This is a genomic window from Bacillus sp. BS98 (genome assembly GCF_008432245.1).
GTDB lineage: Bacteria > Bacillota > Bacilli > Bacillales > Bacillaceae_G > Bacillus_A > Bacillus_A toyonensis.
Genome location: NZ_CP043830.1, coordinates 1,602,610 through 1,623,874 on the forward strand (window position 1 = coordinate 1,602,610; position 21,265 = coordinate 1,623,874).

Sequence of the window (21,265 nt, forward strand, 5' to 3'; positions counted from 1 at the left end):
ATGGCGCAGAATAAGTATCGCGTGACATTCATTTCGCCGAGTGAGGTTGAGCAGCGGACTGTAATGGCGGCGAGTAGTTTGCCAGATCTAATTCGTAAAGTAGAGAGTATTATCGCAGATCCGAACGGTTATTTTGTGAATGATAAAAAAAATAATTGCTATTTTAAAGTAATTAAAGAAAATGTTGCGTTTATTCAATACGAGCTACTATTTTCGGATAAGGAAATTCATATTGAAAAATTAAAACATATAGCGCCGGCTATATTAAAACAATTATTTAAAAAAATAAACGATCCAGAACTATATGCACTCGCGTTACTTGATGTTGATATAGCGACGAAACAATATGTACTCGAAGAAATGAATCAAGAGTTAAGAATGAGAGTAGAAACGGAACTTTCAAAAAAATGGGAAGCAATGCCGACAGAAATTGTAGGGGCACAAGAAGTGTTATTAGAGGCACTTGCTTCATTTATACAAGATTAAGCGTAAATAAATTGTTCGACTATCTATATTTTTCATATAGGTAGTTGACTTTTTCTCTTTTATAAAGCTTAATAATTAAATATACGGAATTAATGGAAGGGGAGCGACACCTTTATGTCACAAGCACAAAGTATTTTATTAGAAAGTGGAACAAATGAATTAGAGATTGTCACATATACTGTTGGTGAAAATCTATTTAGTATCAATGTAATGAAAGTACGTGAAATCATTAATCCATTCCCTGTTACAACTGTGCCAGAATCTCATCATGCAGTTGAAGGTGTTGTTCAAGTACGTGGTGAAATTTTACCTGTTATTAACTTAGCAACGGCTCTTAATTTAAAATCAACAAAGCCACTTGATCAAACGAAATTCATCATCTCAGAATTAAACCAAATGAAAGTTATTTTCCGCGTTGACGAAGTACATCGTATTCAACGTATTTCATGGGAACAAATTGATGAACCAGCTTCCTTATCAATGGGACTAGAAGAAACGACATCTGGCATTGTAAAACTAGATGGGAAAATTATTTTACTATTAGACTATGAAAAAATTGTATGTGAAATTAGCGGTACTGGTTATGACAATAAATCACTTTCAGGCTTAGAACAAAAAACAGATCGTGCTGAAAAAGTTATTTATATTGCAGAAGATTCAGCAATGCTTCGCCAAATACTAGAAGAAACTTTATCATCAGCTGGATATACGAAAATGAACTTCTTCAGCAATGGTGCGGAAGCATTAGCACAAATTGAAAAATTAGCGAAAGAGCAAGGGGAAAAAATGTTTGAACACATTCACTTGCTAATTACTGATATTGAAATGCCAAAAATGGATGGACATCATTTAACGAAAGTGGTTAAGGATGGTGAAATAATGAATCGTTTACCGGTCATTATTTTCTCTTCATTAATTACAAATGAATTATTCCATAAAGGTGAAGCTGTAGGAGCAAATGCTCAAGTAAGTAAGCCAGATATTCAAGAGTTAATTGGCTTAGTTGATAAGTTAGTGTTGTAAAAGAGTTTTAAAAAGAGTTTTAAAAAGCGTTTTTTTTGCTGGAATAGAACCTCTAGCGAAGTTTGGAAGCGGTCAGTGCCTAATAGAGTTCTGTACGATGTGAGACCAGAGATATGGAGTGGTTTCACATAAGCAGGAAAAGAGAGTCATTGAGATAGTTATAGAAGAGGCGGTGTACAAATCTTTTCTATTTAGCTGGAATAGAGGAGCTAGCCATTATAGTAGTACTGGCTAGCTTCTTTTTAGTATTCTATACTCTGTATAGGTAGAAGGAGTATTTGTGGTTGTAAGAATCGTCTCTATTTCGAGATTTTCAATTGGTTTAATTAATAAGCAGCGTTTTTTTGTTTAAAAATATAAGAGAACGTATTTTGGTTTATATTAGTAATATTTCGTGGTAACGCAAATTTTTTCGGTGAAAATATATCGAAAATACCATATAATATAATTATATGTAATTGATATGTATAATTGCATATTAATTAAAAAATACTCTTTCTTTTTTATACTTTCCATACGTTTTTGTATGTTAATTATTTGACAGACAATTTCGAAATGTTATAATATGGATATGTAAAAATTGCTATTTCTTAAAAGACATGGGAGTCAGATGAGAATTGTGAAAGGATGAGGGGGAGTGGCACAGATTATGTATCACCACACAGCAATCAATGTATTAAAACTTTTACAAAACATGTCAAATAATAAAATGAATGATATGAAATTAGAAACGGAATTTAAAAAAATAGAGAAACAATTCCGAGTGGAGTATGAAGAGTTAGTCGATTTATATAATAGAATGGTTTTATTCCAAATAGATATAGAAAAACATGGCGGTATGCGAGCTTATGAAAAATCAACAATTACATGGCTGAAGTCTGAGCTAGAGTTACTGTATGAAGTGTATCAATTTTGTCAACGTCACGGTTTAAACATTTTAAATATTTCAAAATACGTTAGTAAAAATGAACTAAATCTTTTTCCGAAAACAGAAAGTCAATTGCAAAATACGTATTATAAATTGAAAAAACGTGAAATACCGTTTGAAAATATTGAAAAACAAAAACCAGGACGAAAGCGAAAATATACACCCGTAAAAGAACAAATCGTTGAAATGAAAAAAGAAAACAAGCAAGAAGTAAGAAAAGAAGTTCAAAATACAGAGAATGAAAAAAATCTTGTAACAGTTATATCTGGTATCGTTGATAATTTTGAAACAATTAGTCAATGTAGTGAAAGAAAAGAAGATGAACTCCATCAGTTTATGGAAGGCATTTATAAGCTTTCAAGCATGGCTGCTGGGCGTTCGGAAAATGAAAAGAACGTACGTGGTCTCGAAGGCGAATTACATGTATTACGAGCTGAAAATGAACGACTAAAGCGTGAAAAGGAAGAACTTGTTCATGATATAAAAGAAATGACGCATCATTTAATTCATTTCATTACGAGCTCTGATATCGATCAAATTCGTACATTACCTTACTTCGTAAAAGAATGTAAACAAGATTTGCATAAATTAGGGTTATATAACGCACAAGACGGTAAAATGAAAATTATGGTTGATCGTAGTGGACAGGTTATGACTGTAACACAGTAATAAAATTTGGGTACAAAATAAAAGGGAGATACATAGTTTATATGTATTTCCCTTTTGTTTTGTGTGGAATCGTTCCAAAAAAGGAAGATGAATGTTTACGATTGTAGTAATTTAGAAACCATTTGCGGTATTTGATTAGCCTGTGAAACCATACTGAGCGCAACTTCAGTTAACAATTTAAACTTTAAAAAATCGCTCATTTCCTGCGTCATATCCGCGTCTTCAATTCGAGAAGAAGCATCTGTTAGGGCCATACTTTGACTATTTAAATTTTCAATATTAAACTGTAAACGATTCATCATAGCCCCAAGATCAGCACGATGAAGTGATACATTTTGCAATGCCTCTTCAATTTTACGAATCGCCACTCTTGCTTCTTGTTCTGTTGAAATCTTGATGTCATGTTGTGTAGGGGAAGGGGGAATATGTTTCGTTAGATTTACTGTATGACCGATATCGTCTAATGTAACAGGACGTTTTTGGTCGCCAAATACGGGTAAATCATTAAACTCAGTTGTCTCACCGATATAGCCAATTTGCTCTGTTAAAGATTGAAACTCTTTATGTAGTGAATCACGGTTTTTATTTGAATTTATACCGTTCGCAGATTGAAGGGCTAAATCACGCATACGCTGTAAAATATTCGTCATAGTTTGAAGGGCAGCCTCCGCTGTCCGAAGCATCGATATCGCATCCTCATTATTACGAATCGCCACATGCATACCACTTGCTCTCGCATGCATACGAGTCACAATTGCAACATTAGCGGGATGATCAGAAGCGTTATTCAACTTCTTACCAGTCGTCAAATGCTCTATCGCAACATCCATACGTTTCTCATTCTCATACAACGACTGCCTAGCATTCATACTTAAAACCTTCGTACCAATACGCATAATAGACACTCCTTATAGATTGATATAGTTAGTGTTTTAAAGTTAATAAACGGCTATGAAAAGATAAAAAGGTTTATGCTCATTTGCTGTTGTTCTTTTAACATAAGAGGGGATCAAAATAGGCACTGACCGCTTCTACATATCGCGGATGCTCCCGTCCATCTAAAAAAAGAAGCGTTTTACAAATAATTTATTTATATAGAAAAATAAACCTCTCCGCAAGCAGAGAGGTTTATTCAGGAAACTAGCTCAAATGGCTTATTGTAATAATTTGGAAACCATTTGTGGCGTTTGGTTTGCTTGAGAAAGCATGCTGATTCCAGCTTCGTTCAAGATTTTGAACTTAGTCATTTCAGACATTTCTTTCGCCATATCAGCGTCTTCGATTTGAGAAGCAGCTGAAGCCATACTAGCAGACTGACTCTTAAGGTTGTTTACGTTAAAATCAAGACGGTTTAATGTAGCACCTAATGTTGCACGGTTGTCAGCAACTGTTTTTAATGCAGCATCAATTTTACTTACCGCATCTAATGGAGTACCATTTGTAGCAGCAGCTTTAGCAGCATCTAGTTTTACAACTAAGTCTTTAGAAGCTGGATCTTTTTCCATTGCTTCTTTAGTAGAGTCTAATTTTTGCTTATTAGCTACATTACTTGTGTCTTTTTCATAAGCCATTTTAGCTTCAAGGTATGCTTTAGCTTTAGGGTCAGCCATAGCATCAGTTTTAGCAGTATTATACGCGTCAACTAATCCTTTAGCAGTAGTATCTGCTGTTGATTTAGCTGTAGCCATAGTAAGTTCAGCTTTTTTACCATTTTCAGCCGCTTCTAGAGTGTCAAATTGTTCACCTAATTTTTTAGCATCAGCATTAGCATCCATAGCAGTTTTAGCAGCAGCTTTACCACCTGGTGCTGCTTCAATATAAGCTTTAACCAGAACTGCAGCATCTTTCTCAGCACCTGCAGGGCCAGCAGCTAATGTGTCGATTGATGTTTTAAAAGCAACAGTATCAGCTGAAGCTTTGTCGAAAGCTTCAGCTGATACTGTTGCTTTAGCAAGTGGATTCGCAGAAGCGCCAATTGCTAATTCTTCGATTCCAAGAGATTTTAAAGAAGCTGATTTTAAGTCAATACCAATTTGTTGGTTACCATCTGAAGAGTCTAATGTTTGAATGTTAATAGATGAATTAGACTGTAATAGATTTTTATCATTGAATTGTGTGTTATCTGCAATGTAAGTAATTTGTTTTTGCAGTTCAGCAAATTCTTTTTGCATTGCAGCTTGGTTATCAGATGTATTTGTTCCGTTTGCAGATTGGTTTGCAAGGTCACGCATACGAAGTAAGATGTTAGACACAGAACCTAATGCTGAGTCAGCTGTACGGATTAATGACATACCATCTTGTGTGTTGTTAGCAGCTACGTTTAGACCGCTTTCACGAGCACGCATACGAGTTGCGATTGCAAGACCTGCTGCATCGTCAGATGCGTTGTTGATACGTTTACCGCTTGATAAACGGTCCATAGAATTGCTCATTTTCGCTTGATTTTGACGCATGTATTCTTGCGTACGTAAACTGTTAATGTTTGTATTAATTCTCATGTTAAGAAACCCCCATTTTTTTATATTGACTTTTCTGCAAATTGAAAAACGGTAATATGCGAAAAAATCAATTTCGAGATTTATTGTAATCCTTGCTACAACGGGTGTCAACTAAAAATTCGAATTAATAAATATAAAAAAATAACAGTTTAACAATATATTCATTTTTTTATTACATAATTATTAAAAGGATTATTGCAAACTTTAAAAAAAAACTCTAATATTAGATTATCTTTGTTTACCGAAAAGGTGATATTATGGTAGTTGGAAATATAGTAAAAGAAGTGCTTGCATATAAGAAAGGACAAATTCAGCAAAAGCTAAGTAGTCCGCAAGCATTCGTTAGTAGTCGTTTTCAAGAGAAGTTGCAGAGTGAACCTGCAAAGGAGACGAAGGGTACTACGCAGCCGGCAAACATAGAAGATATGAGTCAGCCGGTACAATCTACGAAAATAGAAACGGTTGTTACTAAACCGGAACAATCTATTCATAAAGTAGAGGAAGTGAGTAAGCCTGAAGAAAAGGCTGAAACGAAGAAAGCAGATGAAGTGCGAGTCGCGCAAAAAGAGTTTGAACGACGTTTCCCAGAAACGAAAAATGAGGCTGTTGATACGTGGGAATTAACGAAGAAGTATAATATTCAAAAAATACGTTCTTCCAATGAAGGGAAGTATGAGGATATTATTGATCGCGTTAGCCGTACATATGGAATTCCGAAAACGTTAATTCAAAAAATGATTGAAGTAGAGTCTAATTTTAATCCGAAAACGGTGTCACATGCAGGTGCGATGGGGCTTATGCAGCTTATGCCAGCGAATGTGAAGGAGATGGGTGTGAAGAATCCATTTTCACCAGCTGAAAGTATTGAAGGCGGCGTGAAAGAGTTAAGCGGTTATTTAAAGAAAAATAACGGTGACTTAGTATTGGCGCTTGCTTCTTATAATGCTGGTCCTGGTAATGTGAGAAAGTACGGAGGCGTACCACCATTTAAAGAAACGCAAGGATATATTAAAAAAATATTAAATATCGACGTTTCAAAATAAGAAGTTTCATATATAGAGAGAACATGAAATTTTCGTGAACATGATATGGGAGTTGGCTAGATTTGAAATTACAAGATGATATTCCGTTAACAATTTATTTTGAAATCGGAAATACGAAAAAGAAAATTGAAGATCTGCTTCATATTACGAAAGGTACATTGTATCGTCTTGAAAATTCAACGAAAAATACGGTGCGTCTTATGCTTGAGAATGAAGAGATTGGAACCGGAAAGATTTTGACGAAAAACGGGAAGATGTACGTTGAAATCGTTGAATTGAAAAGGTAGGGAAGGGGATTGTCATGAGTGGCGAAAAATTAAGCCAAGAGCAAATTGATGCCCTGCTGAAGGCGGTAAATGAAGGCGAGGAAATGCCAGCTTTTGCACAAGAAGCAGGGAAGCAAGAGAAATTTCAAGAGTATGATTTTAATAGACCAGAGAAGTTTGGTGTTGAGCATTTACGTAGTTTGCAAGCGATTGCTTCTACGTTTGGAAAACAGACGTCACAGACGTTGTCAGCGCGTATGCGTATTCCGATTGAGCTAGAGCCTTCAACAGTTGAGCAAGTTCCATTTACGAGTGAGTATGTGGAGAAAATGCCGAAAGATTATTATTTATATTGCGTAATTGATCTCGGTTTACCAGAGCTTGGAGAAATTGTTATTGAGATTGATTTAGCATTTGTTATTTATATTCATGAATGCTGGCTTGGCGGAGATAGTAAGCGTAACTTTACGATGCGCAGACCGCTAACGGCGTTTGAGTTTTTAACGCTTGATAATATATTCTTGCTTCTTTGTAAAAATTTAGAGCAATCATTTGAAAGTGTTGTTGCGATTGAACCGAAGTTTGTAACGACGGAAACAGATCCGAATGCATTAAAGATTACGACAGCGAGCGATATAATTTCATTACTGAACGTAAATATGAAAACAGATTTTTGGAATACGACGGTGCGTATCGGGATTCCGTTCTTATCTGTTGAAGAAATTATGGATAAGTTAACGTCTGAAAATATTGTCGAACATTCTTCAGATAAACGTAAAAAGTATACGTCTGAAGTGGAAGTGAAAGTAAATCAAGTGTACAAACCTGTTCACGTTGCAATTGGTGAGCAGAAAATGACAATGAGTGACATTGAACAAATTGAAGAAGGCGATATTATTCCACTTCATACGAAAGTTTCGGATGAATTACTCGGTTATGTAGATGGAAAGCATAAATTTAATTGTTTTATTGGGAAAGATGGAACGCGTAAAGCGCTCCTATTTAAAAGTTTTGTAGAGTAGGAGGATCCATATGAAGCATGAAGTATCTCCTGTGTCCTTAATGGGATTAGAAGAATTTGCAGGGAAACGAAATGAAGCGAGTAAAGCACATATTGATACTGTTTCAGATATTTCGATTGAACTTGGCGTAAAGCTTGGAAAGTCATCTATTACGCTCGGTGATGTGAAGCAGTTAAAAGTTGGCGATGTTCTTGAAGTAGAGAAAAACTTAGGACATAAAGTAGATGTGTATTTAAGTAATATGAAGGTCGGCATCGGTGAAGCAATCGTAATGGACGAGAAGTTCGGCATTATTATTTCTGAAATTGAAGCTGATAAGAAGCAAGCTGCGCTTATGAAGGCGCAAAGTCAAATGCAAGATAAAGAGTAGAGGAGGAGTCATATGTCGTATATGACGACCTTATTTCAAGTCGTTTTACTGTTTGGTGCACTCGGTTACGGTGCATTTTATATGACGAAAAAGACGCGCAAACAGCAGTTTTTTAAGCAAGGTGAAAATGGCCATATTCAAGTAAAAGACGGTGTATATTTAAATCATCAAACGAGCGCCTTTTTATTTGAAGTGGATGGCAAGCAAGTATTCACTGTTATTAGTAATAATGGTGTGCAGTCTGTGCAATTAACAGGAACAGGAAATCAGTTTCAACAAGCGCTAGAAGACGCGGTGAAGAGTGAAACGAAAAAAGTAGAGGATCCATCATGAGAATAAAGAAACAGTTATCATTATTAGCCGTTATTTTCGTATTTTCTATCGTTTTTTCAATTATTTTTGTAAATCCAGCGTATGCAGCCCCGAACGGTTTTATTAATTTCGAAAATGGAAAAGAGTTTACGAGTAATTCAAGTGTACAGTTATTTGCACTCGTTACCCTTCTATCATTATCTTCTTCTATCGTTCTTTTATTTACGCATTTTACTTATTTTATGATCGTTCTTGGAATAACTCGTCAAGGACTTGGGGTAATGAACTTACCACCAAACCAAGTACTTGTTGGACTTGCTTTGTTTTTATCACTATTTACGATGCAACCGGTGTTAGGTCAGTTAAAGAGTGATGTGTGGGATCCGATGACGAAAGAAAAAATAACTGTAAGTCAAGCTGCGGAGGCGACAGCTCCAATTATGAAAGATTACATGGCGAAGCATACGTATAAGCATGATTTAAAAATGATGCTGAAAGTACGCGGTGATGAGTTGCCGAAAGATTTGAAAGACCTTTCATTATTTACGCTCGTACCATCCTTTACGTTAACGCAAATTCAAAAAGGATTATTAACGGGGATGTTCATTTATTTAGCGTTTGTATTTATAGATTTGATTATTAGTACACTTTTAATGTACCTCGGGATGATGATGGTACCGCCGATGATTTTAAGTTTACCGTTTAAAATACTCGTTTTCGTATATTTAGGTGGATATACAAAAATCGTCGATATAATGTTTAAAACGGTCGCCTGAAGCGTTTGATGCTATGTGATAGGAGTCATATAAATGAATACGTCACCAATTATAGATATTTTTCAAACCTTTTTTTATAAAGGGGTTATGATTTTAATGCCGGTTGCCGGTGTAAGTATGATTGTCGTTATTATCATCGCTGTCATTATGGCGATGATGCAAATTCAAGAGCAAACGTTGACGTTTTTACCGAAAATGGCGAGTATAGTGCTCGTTATTATCATTTTAGGTCCGTGGATGTTTCAAGAGTTAACGACGCTTATTTTAGATTTATTTGATAAAATTCCATCGCTATTGCGTTCGTACTAAGATAGGTGAACTGAAATGAATATGGAATTATGGGCGGCGACGTTTTTTGCGTTTTGCCGTATTACTTCATTTTTATATTTTTTACCTTTCTTTTCAGGACGGTCGATTCCTGCAATGGCAAAGGTTACATTTGGGCTCGGTCTTTCAATTACAGTGGCCGATCAAGTTGATGTCTCTCACATAAAGACAGTTTGGGACGTCACAGCTTATGCAGCAACGCAAATTGTAATTGGATTATCCCTTGCAAAAATTGTAGAACTGCTGTGGAACATTCCGAAAATGGCCGGACATATTTTAGACTTTGATATCGGTTTATCACAGGCAAGTTTGTTTGATGTAAACGCAGGATCACAGTCTACTTTACTATCAACAATTTTCGATATATTTTTTCTCATTATTTTTATTTCACTTGGCGGCATTAACTATTTCGTTGCCACGATTTTAAAGTCGTTTCAATATACAGAGGCGATTTCAAAATTGTTGACGACTAGTTTTTTAGATAGTCTACTTGCAACGTTATTATTTGCGATTACATCAGCGGTCGAAATTGCTTTACCGCTTATGGGAAGCTTATTCATTATTAATTTCGTCCTAATTTTAATCGCAAAAAATGCACCGCAATTAAATATTTTTATGAATGCATTCGTCATTAAAATTACATGTGGTATTTTATTTATTGCAATGAGCGTACCGATGCTCGGTTATGTGTTTAAAAATATGACAGATGTATTACTGGAAGAGTATACGACACTATTTAACTTTTTCTTAACGAAGTAGGGGGACGCGTATGGCAAAGGATAATAAAACAGAAAAGGCCACCCCGCAGAAGCGTAAAAAATCGCGTGAAGAAGGGAATATCGCCCGGAGTAAAGATTTAAATAATTTATTTTCTATTCTCGTATTAGCAGTTGTCGTTTATTTTTTCGGAGATTGGCTAGGGTTTGAGATTGCCAATTCTGTAGCGGTGCTGTTTGATCAAATCGGAAAAAATACAGATTCGACCGAGTATTTTTATTTAATGGGGATTTTGCTACTAAAAGTATCAGCTCCTATATTAATACTCGTATATGCTTTTCATTTATTCAATTATATGATTCAAGTCGGTTTCTTATTTTCTTCTAAAGTCATAAAGCCGAAAGCATCACGTATTAATCCGAAAAACTATTTTACGAGACTGTTTAGTCGTAAAAGTTTAGTAGATATTTTGAAATCACTGTTTTATATGGGATTAATCGGTTACGTTGCGTACGTTCTTTTTAAAAAGAATTTAGAGAAGATCGTGAGTATGATTGGATTTAACTGGACTGCGTCACTTACTGAAATTATTAGGCAAATTAAATTTATCTTTTTAGCTATTTTAATTATTTTAATCGTTCTTTCTATTATTGATTTCATTTATCAAAAGTGGGAGTACGAGCAAGATATTAAGATGAAAAAAGAAGAAGTAAAACAAGAGCATAAAGATAATGAAGGGGACCCACAAGTAAAGGGGAAACGAAAAAACTTTATGCATGCCATCTTGCAAGGGACTATTGTGAAAAAGATGGATGGTGCAACGTTTATTGTAAATAACCCGACGCATATTTCAGTCGTACTTCGTTACAATAAACAAGTTGATGCGGCGCCAATTGTCGTTGCAAAAGGGGAAGATGAGCTCGCATTATATATACGGACGCTTGCCCGTGAACAAGAAATACCGATGGTGGAAAACCGTCCGCTCGCTCGGTCTTTATATTATCAAGTCGAGGAAGATGAGACGATTCCAGAAGATTTATACGTAGCTGTAATTGAAGTTATGCGCTATTTAATTCAAACGAATGAACTTGAAGTATAATAGCGCGTTTGGAGGGGATCTCTTTGTTTAAGATGGATTCTGCAAGAACCTATTTTTCTATCTTTTTAGCAGCGTCATTCGTTGTGGCGCTCCTAATTCCACTTCCACCATTTGTACTTGATATCGTTATCGTTTTTCTACTAAGTATGTCAGTACTTATTTATATGCGAGCGACAAGTATTAACGAGTGGGATGAATTAAAGTCATTTCCGACGATGTTGTTATTAATCGGGATTTTCCGCGTATCGATTAACGTTTCGACGACGCGAGCGATTTTAACAGACGGAAATGCGGGTCATGTTATTGAAGAGTTCGGTCAGTTCGTAATTGGCGGAAACTTATTAATTGGTATCGTTATTTTTATCGTTTTAATCATTTTCCAGTTTATCGTTGCAAACGGTGCATCTCGTACAGCTGAAGTAGCAGCTCGTTTTACACTTGATTCTTTACCAGGGAAACAAATGTCTATCGATGCGGATTTAAACCAGCGTATTATTTCAGAAAAAGATGCACAAGCAAAACGAAAAAAATTAAATATGGAAACAGAGTTTTACGGGGCGATGGATGGTGCTGGGAAGTTCATTAAAGGGGACGTTATTTTCGGGATTGTCATTTTATTCGTAAATATCATTTTCGGTTTAATTGTCGGAATGATGCAGCAAGGAATGAGCTTTGCAGATGCGGCTCTTCATTATACACAGTTAACTGTCGGTGACGGAATCGTAAACCAAATCGGTTCGTTAATGCTTGCGATTTCAACAGGTATTATCGTAACGCGTGTATTTGATGGTTCACCGGATACGGTAACGGAAGGAATCTTTAAAGAGTTATTAGCGCATGAAGTTGTTGTATATGCGCTCGGTGGTTTGTTTATCGCAATGGGTATTTTTACTCCGCTACCATTCCTACCGTTTGCTCTCGTTGGTGGAACAATTATCTTCTTAGGAATTCGCAATAAAAAGCGAATAAAGAAAGAGAAAGAAGACGAGCTCCAAAAAGAATTAGAAATGATTCAAGGCGAGGATGAGCAATTACAACAAGTGGAAGATTCATTTGGAGTCTTTACAGATAAATATCCGATTATTGTAGAACTCGGTTTAGATTTAGCGGCACTTGTAAAGCAAAAAATTAATGGGGAGACAGCTCGTGATAAAGTTGTTCTTATGAGGAAATCGATTATTACCGACCTTGGTATTAACGTTCCTGGCATTAACTTTAAAGATAATACGAGTTTTAGACCACGTGGTCGTTACATTATTCGTATTAAAGGTGCGAAGGCGGCTGAAGGTGTTTTAAAATCAGGTTATTTATTAGCACTAAAAACACCGAACGTAATGGCTGATCTAGATGCAGAACCAGCGAAAGATCCAATCTTCGGTGAAGATGGATATTGGATTTTAGAGCATATGGTGCAAGATGCACAAATGAAGGGCTATCAAGTGTTAGAGCCACTTAGTATATTAATTACACATTTAGATGTTGTCGTTAGACGTAATCTTCACGAGTTAATTCAGCGTCAACATGTGAAAGACTTAATTAACTCGCTTGAAAATGATAATGGCGTTTTATTAGAAGAGATTAAGAAGAAAGAAATCGATTTATCACTCGTTCAAAATGTTATTAAGCAACTTCTAAAAGAAGGTATTTCAATCCGTGATTTACCAACGATTATTGAAGGTATTATTGATGGAAAAGAAGTGTATCAAAATCATGTTGATGGTGTAACGGCATTTGTTCGTGAATGTATTTCAAAAGTTATTTGTGAAAATGCGAAAAATCCGGACGGGAAAATTTATGCGGCGCTTTTCTCTGATTCAATAGAGCTAGATGCGGATGTTGTGAACAATTCCTATCAAGGTTATTTATTAAACTGGGATTTAGATTTAGAATCGCGAGTAGTTGAGCAAGTACAGCGCGTCTTTAAACAAGCGCGATTAATGGGAAGAGAGCCAGTATTATTAACGCGTAGAAAAGATTTCAGATTTGCGATTGTAAGACTGCTAGAACGTTATCAAATAGAAGCGCAAGTGCTTTGTATTAGCGAATTAGCACCAGAAATTGTTGTAGATCAAATTGCCTATATTGAATAGTAGGGGGTGAAGTAATGGAAAGTACAGAAAAGAAAGAAGCGTTAATGCGAATAAAAGCAGCTTCGAAAAATGAATTGTATCGAAAGTTATTTGACCAATATGGTACAGATTATTATTACGTTGTCGATGAAAGTGTAAAACGAAATATCCCGTTTTTTTGGAAAAAGGATTATGAAATGTTAGTTGCTTTTCCAGAGGATAAACAGGAAGAAGTGAATGGAGGAACAGCACAATTTCACGAACAATTAATGGATGTTGTGAATGATTCTTCAGAACAAATTGTGAAGGCAAATGGAATTCAATCAGTACTGCACAATTTAGAAAATGTAACGACTTCTATGTCATACGCGGCAATGCAAACAGGAAATAGTGAAGAATGGGCAAGAAAAAAAGGGAAACTATTAAAGCTGTTTGAAAAAGGAATCGTCGTGGTGAAACAGACGGAAGAAACGAAAGTAGTGAAAAAGCAAAAAGTTGTGAAACAAGTCGTTACGACCAAGAAAAAAGAAGTAGTTGCAAAGAAAGAAAATCAAGAATCTGTACCGTTTATTATTCAAAAAGTAATTCGGATGCTAGAACAAAACGATGTAGAACAATATTTCATTCATGCATATGCTGAAAAGTTAAAAGTGAAGTTTGAAAATGCAACGATGATTACAGAAGAGGAAGTAATCGGGTATATATTGGAAGATATGAGATCACACTTCAACACTGAAAATGTATTTGAAAAAGAAGTACAAACAATTGCATTAATCGGTCCAACCGGGGTTGGGAAAACGACGACGCTTGCGAAAATGGCATGGCAATTTCACGGTAAGAAAAAAACGGTTGGCTTTATTACGACGGATCACTCTCGCATTGGGACAGTACAGCAACTGCAAGATTACGTAAAGACAATTGGATCAGAAGTAATCGCTGTGCGTGATGAAGCGGCAATGACAAGAGCACTTACGTATTTTAAAGAAGAAGCACGCGTCGATTATATTTTAATTGATACAGCCGGAAAAAATTATCGTACGTCAGATACAGTAGAAGAAATGATTGAAACGATGGGACAAGTAGAACCAGATTATATTTGTTTAACGTTATCAGCTTCTATGAAAAGTAAAGATATGATTGAAATCATTGCGAACTTTAAAGATATTCATATAGATGGTATCGTGTTTACGAAATTTGATGAAACAGCAAGTAGTGGCGAATTGTTGAAAATTCCAGCAGTTTCATCAGCTCCAATTGTATTAATGACAGACGGACAAGACGTAAAGCAACATATACATATCGCTACAGCTGAACATTTAGCGAAACAAATGTTACAAACATCGTAAGAAAAGAGGTGAAGAATAAGGTGGTTGCCTTATTCAAACGAATATGAACGGTCTTTATATAGGTTCTATGGGAATGATGAATTACATGCAGCGTATTAATGTTCATTCGAATAACGTTGCAAATGCCCAAACGACAGGATTTAAAGCAGAAAATATGACTTCTAAAGTATTTGATGTACAAGACACATATCGCCGCGGAGATGGGGCTATGACAAATATCGGTTCGGTCGATTACGCTGTAGTACCAGCTGCGACGCATGTGAACTTAGTACAAGGAAATGTACAAATTACAAATAGTGCTACAGATTTCTTTTTAGATGACGGTGCGGCAGGCACATCATCATTTTTCGTTACATCTAAAAATGATGAAACGTTTTTAACGAGAGACGGAAGCTTCACATTAAATAGTGATCGTTATTTGCAAACATCTTCAGGTGCTTTCGTAATGGGAGAGAATAATGAGCGTATTCGTATTCCAGAAGGAGCAAAGGTTGCTGTACAAGCAGATGGTACATTATATGATGAAGTAACACAGAATAATATTGCCCGTTTGCAAACAAAAACAGTAGATGCAGAAACGAATGCTCGTCTCGTGCAGCGTGAAAACAAAAGCTTTACACTAGCAGAAGGAAATATTGCTAATTTACCGAACGGAACAGGAATAGTAAAAAATCATATGCTAGAAAATTCAAATGTAGATATGACGAAAGAGATGGCAGATCTTATGTCGAGTCAAAAAATGATTCAAGCATCTCAGCGTATTATGACTTCATTTGATAAAATTTATGAAAAAGAAGCGAATGAAATATTGAGATAAAGGAGACTTCCCGTTAAGGGGAGTCTTTTTTTGGTTGCTTTTATTACAGTTACAACATAAAATGATATTGATAATCATTATCATTTTATGTTGTTTAATAAGAATGGAAGTTGTGATGGTCGTATCAATTGTTTAACTAGGTGAATTAAAAACGAAGGGGAAGGTGTATTTATGTCTACTAAAAAGAAACTTTGCATTGGATTATGTTTAATTTCTAGAAAGAAAGAACAAGAGAGTATGTTTAATTCAGGGATAGATGAACAAGTAGAGTTGGCACTACAGGCAGAAGAGGCTAAGTTAGATTTTGTTTTTAAAGCAGATTATTTAGTGGCGCACCCGGATTTAATCGCTCGTAATAAGGGGAATGTAATGTTAGATCCGACATTATTATTTACTGCTATTGCGTATGCAACAGAAAAAATTGGAGTGGTTACGACTGCCTCCACATCGTTTTATCCACCATACATACTTGCGAGGCAATTACAATCTTTAAATTGGATTAGTAATGGCCGAGTAGGTTGGAATATTGTCACATCCATTGATGGTGCAGAAAACTTTGGTGAGACAGGGATGCCGCCATCTGAGGAACGATATGCGAAAGCTGCAGAATGTACAGAGTTAGTAAGGAAACTTTGGAGAAGCCATCCTTATGAAGTTTTGAAAGTAGATAACACTGAAGTCATTAGAGAGATGGTAAAGCCTATTGAGCACAGTGGTGAATACTTTGAGGTGAAAGGGCCACTTAATATTCCGCAGCATATTTCAGGAGAAATGCCATTATTTCAAGCGGGTGCTTCAGAGGCTGGCCGGAATTTCGCTGCTTCTGTTGCGGATGCGATTTTCGCCGCGATGCCAGATATAGAATCAGGAATCGAACTTCGTCAAAATTTAAGAAGAAGAGCAGAAAAGCATGGCCGAAAGCAAGATGATGTACGGGTATTACCTGGATTGTATTTCTTTATCGGTGATACATATGAAGAAGCGCTAGAGATGCATAGGCAAGCTCATCAACATCTCACAATGGAGAAGAGATTGGCTTTACTTGAAATGGTACTCGGATTAGATGCTAGAGGAATTCCACTAGAAAGTAAGATAAAGGAAGATATGTTGCCAAGTAGAGAGCAAACTGTACGCAGTAAAACACATGCCGAATTATTACGGAATTTCATCATTGAAAATGAACCAACTGTTGAACAAATACTAGAACGACCAGAAGTTGTTGGTTCTGCTCATTGGGTTGCGATTGGTACACCACAAGATGTATTCAGGAAAATTATGGAAAGATTTGAAGCAGGAGCACTAGATGGATTTATTGCAATTCCAGGTGGGCCTCAGAAATCATTGGATCTATTCTTTAGTGAAGTTATTCCGTTATTTGTGAAGGCGGGTGTATTTAGGGAAGAATATACAGGTTCAACTTTGCGTGAACATTTAGAGGGGACTTCATTAAATACTTTGCTGTTAAAATAAGTGGAATACTATGTAGAAAATGCCTTTCATAAGAAGGCTTTTTCTTTTATGTTAAAATTTCAGAATTATCAATTGACTTTATAGGTCTTCTTTTTTTATATTAGTAGGTATAGTAATAACTACTAATATAAAATGAATGCATCGTTTTCAAATGAGAGCTATGTAGATTGTGAGGGGTTACCGATGGATGAAATAATAAAAGAGTTACAAAAGCTAGGTTTTTCCCAATATGAATGCAAAGCGTACATTGGATTATTAAAACATTCCCCAGTAACAGGATACGAAGTGAGTAAACAAACAGGGGTACCTCGTTCGATGATTTATGAAGTACTTGGCAAGTTGATGGATAAAGGAGCGGTGCATATCGTTCCTTCTGAACCAGTGAAATATGTACCAGTGCCAGCTACGGAATTAATGGATCGAATGCGAAAAGACTTTGAAAAGTCCTTTGCATTTTTAGACCAGAAATTAAATTGTTTAGAACAAGAGCGGCAAATTGATGTAATTTCGCATATTCGCTCAAATGATCGTGTTTTGAAAGAAATATGCAATATAATTAATAGAGCAAAAGAAGAGCTATGGATTTCAGTATGGGAAGATCAAGTGCACGAGATTGAGCCGTTCATTCATCAAAAGGAAGAGGAAGGCGTACATATTTTTTCCATTTTATTTGGTGCTCCAGAAACAAAAATAGGAGCGACATTTCATCATAATTATATGACACCTCACGTCGTTGAAAAGAGAATGGGAGGTCATTTAACTGTTATCGCGCGTGATGGGGAAGAAGTATTAATTGCTAACTTTTCAAATGATAGCACTTCATGGGCGGTGACAACGTATGATCCAGCTTTAGTACTCGTCGCTACAGAGTATGTTCGGCACGATATTATGGTGGAAGAGATTACGAAGGAGTTTGGAGCTGATAAATTAGATACATTATGGCGTGAAAACATAGATTTAGTTCATGTCGTAACAGGCAAACGCACGATGGAAGAAATGGAGGGAGATAATGGTGAATAAAGCTCAAGCACATATGACACTGCAGAGCGATGATTCATTTCAGCAAGGTGTAAAGGATTGTTTACCAACTGTATTTGGATATTTGAGCATCGGTATAGCAGCTGGTGTTATTGCGAAAACAGCAGGTTTTTCGGTCATAGAAATCGCCTTTATGTCCACGTTAATTTACGCAGGTTCTGCTCAGTTTATATTAGCGGGGATGTATGCAGCAGGTGCCCCAGCCTCAGCAATTATTTTTACCGTGTTCTTTGTTAATTTACGTCACTTATTAATGAGTGCGGCACTTGCGCCTTACTTCACGAAGATACCTCTTTTTAAAAATGTAATAATTGGTTCGCAAATTACAGATGAAACTTTCGGCGTTGCAGTGCAACAAGCAGCGCAAAAAGGATATTTGGGCGAGAAATGGATGATGGGCCTTAATGTAACAGCGTATTTAAATTGGATTCTTGCTACAGTTATCGGGGGGCTTTTTGGTGAGTGGATACCAGACCCTCATACGTACGGGATGGATTATGCATTACCAGCGATGTTTATAGGATTATTTGTACTTCAGCTAATAAGTAGTAAACCGAAACTAGCAATTCATCTCAGTGTAGCAATTGTAGCGATTATTATCGCATACGTTTCACACTTATTTATGCCAGATAGTATAGCAGTTATTATTGCAACATTACTAGCTGCGACGATTGGAGTGCTGATTGAAAAATGGAAATGAGATTAGATGTATTATTACTATTACTAGCGGCAGGAGCTGTCACACTCGTTCCGCGTATTTTGCCTCTTCTCGTATTTAGTAAAATACAAATTCCAGACTGGGGTTTAAAATGGTTAAATTACATACCAATTGCGATATTAGCAGCACTTTTAGCACAAGTATTATTTATGCATGAGACGATGCAGTGGGATTATCTTATCGCCGCAATTCCAACATTTCTTGTCGCAATCTATACTCGTAGTCTATTAGGAACCGTATTAACTGGAGTGATTGTGATTATTTTGTTACGTTTCTTTTTCTAGAAAGGATTCGGCTCATATAATAGCGAAAGGTGTAATAATAAGAAATATATAGGGGTGGTGTTATGATACTTTTAACGATAGGAGCAATATTGTTAACGTTGTTTATTTTCTTTATTATCGGCTTTATTACGTTTATGATGTTTGTTGATAAGGCGACACCTCAAATTTATTATACACCTTGTGAATCAGTGACAGTGAAGTCTAAAGGTAAAGATAGAAGGAAGAAAAGTTGATGTCGTGCTTTTCTTCCTTTTCTTTTACATTCCTGAAAGAACTAACAACAACACTCCGAATAGAAAACTAATAAAAGAAAGAAAACCGATACATATCGAGAACACACGATTATTTCTCCATTCGCGCCAGAAGACGATAAATCCTAAAATGCAAAGGAAAAACCAAATGGGTAAAAATATGAACTCACTCATTTTCTTGGGGAGTAACGAATAAAAAGTTGTTACATATAGTACCCAATTTGTCAAAAATAAAATACAAACGATAATGGATTGTGAATAGGGACGTTTTAAAAATTTCTCATTTTTAACTGTTATAAAAATGAGAGTTAGCGCTGATATAAAGGCAATGATTATGAAAATAAATAAGAGTAATGTAAGGGGCATTAGAACCTCCTTTATAAGAGTGCTTTCATAAGAAATGAATCTATTAAATTGTATACTTGTTTTGTAGAGTGTTCGTTATATTTTTCAGTGTATGGATTTAAAAATCCATGCTCACCTTGTAGTTGTTTTATTTCTAATAAAGGATTATCTTGTTGCTGTAATGTTTTCGTTAAGGCGGATACTGAAAAACTAATTTCTTTTTCAGGAAAAATGAGTAATGTAGCACATGCAGGCTTCATGTGAACATAATCACGTATACGAGAGCCGTAACATCCAATAATAAAATCTAGTTTTGGATTGTTACTACATAGCCATGAGATGGTAGCTCCAACGCTAAAGCCGATAAGTCCAATATGTGCGTAACGATTGGAAAGGCTATGAATGAGTTCCTCAATTTGCTTTTTTCCACCATCAAATCCAATGTGGTTCATAAAATATTGGTATGCTTTTTCTTCATTATTATAATGAAATGCCTGTTGTAATTGTAGAAGATTCGGGCAGAATACATCTATTTGAGATGAAGTGAAGTGGTCAATTACATGATGCATATGATCATTTACACCATATATTTCATGTGAAACAACGAGAGCTAATTTTTTCTTCATCATTACAAAATTTCTCTTTGAAACTTGTATTCTTTCTCTACAAGGCAAATACGCAAGTGGAAGTTTTCATACCATTGCTCACGGCCTCTTTTTTTCGCTTCTTTATGTAAGGCGTTCTTTTTCCAATTTTCAATTGCTTCAAGTGATTCCCAATAAGAAATTGTAATGCCGAGGCCCGAATTATCTCGTGCACTTTCTACACCTAAAAATCCAGGTTGCTGTTTCGCAAGTTCCTCCATTGTTTCGGCAACGGTACTATAATCTGTTGTATCATTTGATAAATTAGAAGTGAATATAACTGCATAATAAGGTTTGTTTTTTTCTAAATCAGATTTCATTGTCTTTCCTCCTTAATGTATAGTACGAATAATTCATCCATAGTTTGTATTTTAGCAGGTCACAAAAAGAAAAGAAGTAGAAAATTCTAATTTTTTCATCCCATGTAAAATAGAAGATAGAAGAAATTTATAATAAATAATCTAAAGAAAGAAAAACGCCACTTCAAAAAATTGAAGTGGCGTTTCTTATATTTCCTCTAAGCTATTAACTGGAACAGTTAATTCGCGACCTGGATTTTTTACTTCATATATGCGGGCGGTTTCGTTGCTTTCGTCGACGTGTTGAATCATAACAGGCATGCCTTGAAAACTGACGTTGGCATGTTCCGCTGACACAGAAAGCTCTTTTGCACGTTGAATATTCATTTATATTCCTCCCATCATTATTATCTTTGCTAAAAAAGAGGAATAATATACCATTTCGAGA

26 protein-coding genes are annotated in these 21,265 nt (G+C 35.8%); 20 read left to right on the top strand and 6 right to left on the bottom strand.

The window, feature by feature from the left end; all coding sequences use genetic code 11:
• The 3 genes from F0362_RS08475 to F0362_RS08485 all read left to right on the top strand — a co-directional run bounded on the left by F0362_RS08475 (nucleotide 1) and on the right by F0362_RS08485 (nucleotide 3,106).
• Nucleotides 1–486: a hypothetical protein gene (locus F0362_RS08475; RefSeq protein WP_000068315.1), complete on the top strand. Its 486-nt coding sequence runs from the start codon at nucleotides 1–3 to the stop codon at nucleotides 484–486.
• Between the two features lie 114 nt (nucleotides 487–600).
• Entirely contained in the window at nucleotides 601–1,509 is a 909-nt protein-coding gene (locus F0362_RS08480; protein ID WP_000075949.1) for a chemotaxis protein, read from the top strand.
• A 649-nt stretch (nucleotides 1,510–2,158) separates the two neighbouring features.
• Nucleotides 2,159–3,106, top strand: coding sequence for a DNA-binding domain-containing protein (locus tag F0362_RS08485; protein WP_000274702.1), 948 nt, complete (start codon nucleotides 2,159–2,161; stop codon nucleotides 3,104–3,106).
• A 95-nt stretch (nucleotides 3,107–3,201) separates the two neighbouring features.
• Here the strand turns inward: F0362_RS08485 and F0362_RS08490 are convergent, their stop codons facing one another.
• Both F0362_RS08490 and F0362_RS08495 read right to left on the bottom strand, forming a co-directional pair.
• Complete coding sequence (locus F0362_RS08490; RefSeq protein ID WP_149889731.1) at nucleotides 3,202–4,002, bottom strand: flagellin N-terminal helical domain-containing protein; 801 nt, start codon at nucleotides 4,000–4,002, stop codon at nucleotides 3,202–3,204.
• 258 nt (nucleotides 4,003–4,260) lie between these two features.
• Complete coding sequence (locus tag F0362_RS08495) at nucleotides 4,261–5,604, bottom strand: flagellin N-terminal helical domain-containing protein (protein ID WP_149889732.1); 1,344 nt, start codon at nucleotides 5,602–5,604, stop codon at nucleotides 4,261–4,263.
• 257 nt (nucleotides 5,605–5,861) lie between these two features.
• Here F0362_RS08495 and F0362_RS08500 point away from each other — a divergent pair, with 257 nt between their 5' ends.
• The 17 genes from F0362_RS08500 (at nucleotide 5,862) to F0362_RS08580 (ending at nucleotide 19,511) form a co-directional block, all read left to right on the top strand.
• A complete protein-coding gene (locus F0362_RS08500; RefSeq protein WP_000260235.1) occupies nucleotides 5,862–6,647 on the top strand; it encodes a lytic transglycosylase domain-containing protein in 786 nt (261 codons plus the stop codon).
• A gap of 62 nt (nucleotides 6,648–6,709) precedes the next feature.
• Nucleotides 6,710–6,934, top strand: a complete 225-nt coding sequence (locus tag F0362_RS08505) for a flagellar motor switch protein FliN (RefSeq protein WP_000775712.1) — start codon at nucleotides 6,710–6,712, stop codon at nucleotides 6,932–6,934.
• 14 nt (nucleotides 6,935–6,948) lie between these two features.
• Nucleotides 6,949–7,935 (top strand): flagellar motor switch protein FliM, encoded by a 987-nt coding sequence (fliM, locus tag F0362_RS08510; protein ID WP_000012359.1) that lies wholly within the window; start codon nucleotides 6,949–6,951, stop codon nucleotides 7,933–7,935.
• A 10-nt stretch (nucleotides 7,936–7,945) separates the two neighbouring features.
• Nucleotides 7,946–8,305 carry a flagellar motor switch protein FliN gene (gene fliN, locus F0362_RS08515; protein WP_000680022.1) on the top strand — a complete coding sequence of 120 codons (360 nt, stop codon included), beginning with the start codon at nucleotides 7,946–7,948 and terminating at the stop codon, nucleotides 8,303–8,305.
• A gap of 12 nt (nucleotides 8,306–8,317) precedes the next feature.
• Entirely contained in the window at nucleotides 8,318–8,638 is a 321-nt protein-coding gene (locus F0362_RS08520; RefSeq protein ID WP_000121169.1) for a hypothetical protein, read from the top strand.
• Nucleotides 8,635–9,393: a flagellar type III secretion system pore protein FliP gene (locus F0362_RS08525; RefSeq protein WP_149889733.1), complete on the top strand. Its 759-nt coding sequence runs from the start codon at nucleotides 8,635–8,637 to the stop codon at nucleotides 9,391–9,393. Before F0362_RS08520 ends, F0362_RS08525 begins: the two co-directional genes overlap by 4 nt.
• A gap of 33 nt (nucleotides 9,394–9,426) precedes the next feature.
• On the top strand, nucleotides 9,427–9,702 hold the full coding sequence (locus tag F0362_RS08530) for a flagellar biosynthetic protein FliQ (RefSeq protein ID WP_001098085.1): 276 nt from the start codon (nucleotides 9,427–9,429) through the stop codon (nucleotides 9,700–9,702).
• A 15-nt stretch (nucleotides 9,703–9,717) separates the two neighbouring features.
• Complete coding sequence (locus F0362_RS08535) at nucleotides 9,718–10,479, top strand: flagellar biosynthetic protein FliR (protein ID WP_001055708.1); 762 nt, start codon at nucleotides 9,718–9,720, stop codon at nucleotides 10,477–10,479.
• Nucleotides 10,480–10,489: 10 nt separating this feature from the next.
• Entirely contained in the window at nucleotides 10,490–11,536 is a 1,047-nt protein-coding gene (gene flhB, locus F0362_RS08540) for a flagellar type III secretion system protein FlhB (protein ID WP_149889734.1), read from the top strand.
• Between the two features lie 23 nt (nucleotides 11,537–11,559).
• Nucleotides 11,560–13,626, top strand: coding sequence for a flagellar biosynthesis protein FlhA (gene flhA / locus F0362_RS08545; RefSeq protein ID WP_000475627.1), 2,067 nt, complete (start codon nucleotides 11,560–11,562; stop codon nucleotides 13,624–13,626).
• A 14-nt stretch (nucleotides 13,627–13,640) separates the two neighbouring features.
• Nucleotides 13,641–14,951: a flagellar biosynthesis GTPase FlhF gene (flhF, locus tag F0362_RS08550; protein WP_149889735.1), complete on the top strand. Its 1,311-nt coding sequence runs from the start codon at nucleotides 13,641–13,643 to the stop codon at nucleotides 14,949–14,951.
• A 43-nt stretch (nucleotides 14,952–14,994) separates the two neighbouring features.
• Nucleotides 14,995–15,768 (top strand): flagellar basal-body rod protein FlgG, encoded by a 774-nt coding sequence (locus F0362_RS08555; RefSeq protein ID WP_001013922.1) that lies wholly within the window; start codon nucleotides 14,995–14,997, stop codon nucleotides 15,766–15,768.
• A 171-nt stretch (nucleotides 15,769–15,939) separates the two neighbouring features.
• On the top strand, nucleotides 15,940–17,238 hold the full coding sequence (locus F0362_RS08560; protein WP_000104861.1) for an NtaA/DmoA family FMN-dependent monooxygenase: 1,299 nt from the start codon (nucleotides 15,940–15,942) through the stop codon (nucleotides 17,236–17,238).
• Between the two features lie 183 nt (nucleotides 17,239–17,421).
• On the top strand, nucleotides 17,422–18,258 hold the full coding sequence (locus F0362_RS08565; RefSeq protein WP_000343347.1) for a TrmB family transcriptional regulator: 837 nt from the start codon (nucleotides 17,422–17,424) through the stop codon (nucleotides 18,256–18,258).
• Complete coding sequence (locus tag F0362_RS08570; protein WP_000247290.1) at nucleotides 18,248–18,976, top strand: AzlC family ABC transporter permease; 729 nt, start codon at nucleotides 18,248–18,250, stop codon at nucleotides 18,974–18,976. The genes F0362_RS08565 and F0362_RS08570 overlap by 11 nt, the downstream gene beginning before the upstream one ends.
• On the top strand, nucleotides 18,967–19,278 hold the full coding sequence (locus F0362_RS08575; protein WP_000425939.1) for an AzlD domain-containing protein: 312 nt from the start codon (nucleotides 18,967–18,969) through the stop codon (nucleotides 19,276–19,278). Before F0362_RS08570 ends, F0362_RS08575 begins: the two co-directional genes overlap by 10 nt.
• A gap of 62 nt (nucleotides 19,279–19,340) precedes the next feature.
• Nucleotides 19,341–19,511 (top strand): DUF3951 domain-containing protein, encoded by a 171-nt coding sequence (locus F0362_RS08580; RefSeq protein ID WP_000602233.1) that lies wholly within the window; start codon nucleotides 19,341–19,343, stop codon nucleotides 19,509–19,511.
• A gap of 24 nt (nucleotides 19,512–19,535) precedes the next feature.
• Here the strand turns inward: F0362_RS08580 and F0362_RS08585 are convergent, their stop codons facing one another.
• The 4 genes from F0362_RS08585 to F0362_RS08600 form a co-directional block, all read right to left on the bottom strand.
• The gene (locus F0362_RS08585; RefSeq protein WP_001131596.1) at nucleotides 19,536–19,895 is read right to left on the bottom strand and encodes a hypothetical protein; all 360 of its coding nucleotides are present in this window, start codon (nucleotides 19,893–19,895) and stop codon (nucleotides 19,536–19,538) included.
• Nucleotides 19,896–19,906: 11 nt separating this feature from the next.
• Nucleotides 19,907–20,500, bottom strand: coding sequence for a dienelactone hydrolase family protein (locus tag F0362_RS08590; protein WP_033658404.1), 594 nt, complete (start codon nucleotides 20,498–20,500; stop codon nucleotides 19,907–19,909).
• A 2-nt stretch (nucleotides 20,501–20,502) separates the two neighbouring features.
• Nucleotides 20,503–20,838: an antibiotic biosynthesis monooxygenase family protein gene (locus tag F0362_RS08595; RefSeq protein WP_000834000.1), complete on the bottom strand. Its 336-nt coding sequence runs from the start codon at nucleotides 20,836–20,838 to the stop codon at nucleotides 20,503–20,505.
• Nucleotides 20,839–21,024: 186 nt separating this feature from the next.
• Nucleotides 21,025–21,204, bottom strand: a complete 180-nt coding sequence (locus tag F0362_RS08600; protein WP_001025738.1) for an H-type small acid-soluble spore protein — start codon at nucleotides 21,202–21,204, stop codon at nucleotides 21,025–21,027.
• Nucleotides 21,205–21,265 lie beyond the last annotated feature (61 nt).

What these genes read in the sequence shown, in the direction of transcription:
- F0362_RS08575 (WP_000425939.1), top strand. Translation starts at nt 18,967, where the DNA reads ATGGAAATGAGATTAGATGTATTATTACTATTACTAGCGGCAGGAGCT.
- flhF (WP_149889735.1), top strand. Translation starts at nt 13,641, where the DNA reads ATGGAAAGTACAGAAAAGAAAGAAGCGTTAATGCGAATAAAAGCAGCT.
- F0362_RS08535 (WP_001055708.1), top strand. Translation starts at nt 9,718, where the DNA reads ATGAATATGGAATTATGGGCGGCGACGTTTTTTGCGTTTTGCCGTATT.
- fliN (WP_000680022.1), top strand. Translation starts at nt 7,946, where the DNA reads ATGAAGCATGAAGTATCTCCTGTGTCCTTAATGGGATTAGAAGAATTT.
- F0362_RS08520 (WP_000121169.1), top strand. Translation starts at nt 8,318, where the DNA reads ATGTCGTATATGACGACCTTATTTCAAGTCGTTTTACTGTTTGGTGCA.
- F0362_RS08490 (WP_149889731.1), bottom strand. Translation starts at nt 4,002, where the DNA reads ATGCGTATTGGTACGAAGGTTTTAAGTATGAATGCTAGGCAGTCGTTG.
- F0362_RS08585 (WP_001131596.1), bottom strand. Translation starts at nt 19,895, where the DNA reads ATGCCCCTTACATTACTCTTATTTATTTTCATAATCATTGCCTTTATA.
- F0362_RS08475 (WP_000068315.1), top strand. Translation starts at nt 1, where the DNA reads ATGGCGCAGAATAAGTATCGCGTGACATTCATTTCGCCGAGTGAGGTT.
- F0362_RS08580 (WP_000602233.1), top strand. Translation starts at nt 19,341, where the DNA reads ATGATACTTTTAACGATAGGAGCAATATTGTTAACGTTGTTTATTTTC.
- F0362_RS08530 (WP_001098085.1), top strand. Translation starts at nt 9,427, where the DNA reads ATGAATACGTCACCAATTATAGATATTTTTCAAACCTTTTTTTATAAA.
- F0362_RS08595 (WP_000834000.1), bottom strand. Translation starts at nt 20,838, where the DNA reads ATGAAATCTGATTTAGAAAAAAACAAACCTTATTATGCAGTTATATTC.
- F0362_RS08485 (WP_000274702.1), top strand. Translation starts at nt 2,159, where the DNA reads ATGTATCACCACACAGCAATCAATGTATTAAAACTTTTACAAAACATG.
- F0362_RS08525 (WP_149889733.1), top strand. Translation starts at nt 8,635, where the DNA reads ATGAGAATAAAGAAACAGTTATCATTATTAGCCGTTATTTTCGTATTT.
- F0362_RS08565 (WP_000343347.1), top strand. Translation starts at nt 17,422, where the DNA reads ATGGATGAAATAATAAAAGAGTTACAAAAGCTAGGTTTTTCCCAATAT.
- F0362_RS08590 (WP_033658404.1), bottom strand. Translation starts at nt 20,500, where the DNA reads ATGAAGAAAAAATTAGCTCTCGTTGTTTCACATGAAATATATGGTGTA.
- F0362_RS08500 (WP_000260235.1), top strand. Translation starts at nt 5,862, where the DNA reads ATGGTAGTTGGAAATATAGTAAAAGAAGTGCTTGCATATAAGAAAGGA.
- F0362_RS08600 (WP_001025738.1), bottom strand. Translation starts at nt 21,204, where the DNA reads ATGAATATTCAACGTGCAAAAGAGCTTTCTGTGTCAGCGGAACATGCC.
- F0362_RS08495 (WP_149889732.1), bottom strand. Translation starts at nt 5,604, where the DNA reads ATGAGAATTAATACAAACATTAACAGTTTACGTACGCAAGAATACATG.
- F0362_RS08555 (WP_001013922.1), top strand. Translation starts at nt 14,995, where the DNA reads ATGAACGGTCTTTATATAGGTTCTATGGGAATGATGAATTACATGCAG.
- F0362_RS08560 (WP_000104861.1), top strand. Translation starts at nt 15,940, where the DNA reads ATGTCTACTAAAAAGAAACTTTGCATTGGATTATGTTTAATTTCTAGA.
- fliM (WP_000012359.1), top strand. Translation starts at nt 6,949, where the DNA reads ATGAGTGGCGAAAAATTAAGCCAAGAGCAAATTGATGCCCTGCTGAAG.
- F0362_RS08570 (WP_000247290.1), top strand. Translation starts at nt 18,248, where the DNA reads ATGGTGAATAAAGCTCAAGCACATATGACACTGCAGAGCGATGATTCA.
- flhB (WP_149889734.1), top strand. Translation starts at nt 10,490, where the DNA reads ATGGCAAAGGATAATAAAACAGAAAAGGCCACCCCGCAGAAGCGTAAA.
- F0362_RS08480 (WP_000075949.1), top strand. Translation starts at nt 601, where the DNA reads ATGTCACAAGCACAAAGTATTTTATTAGAAAGTGGAACAAATGAATTA.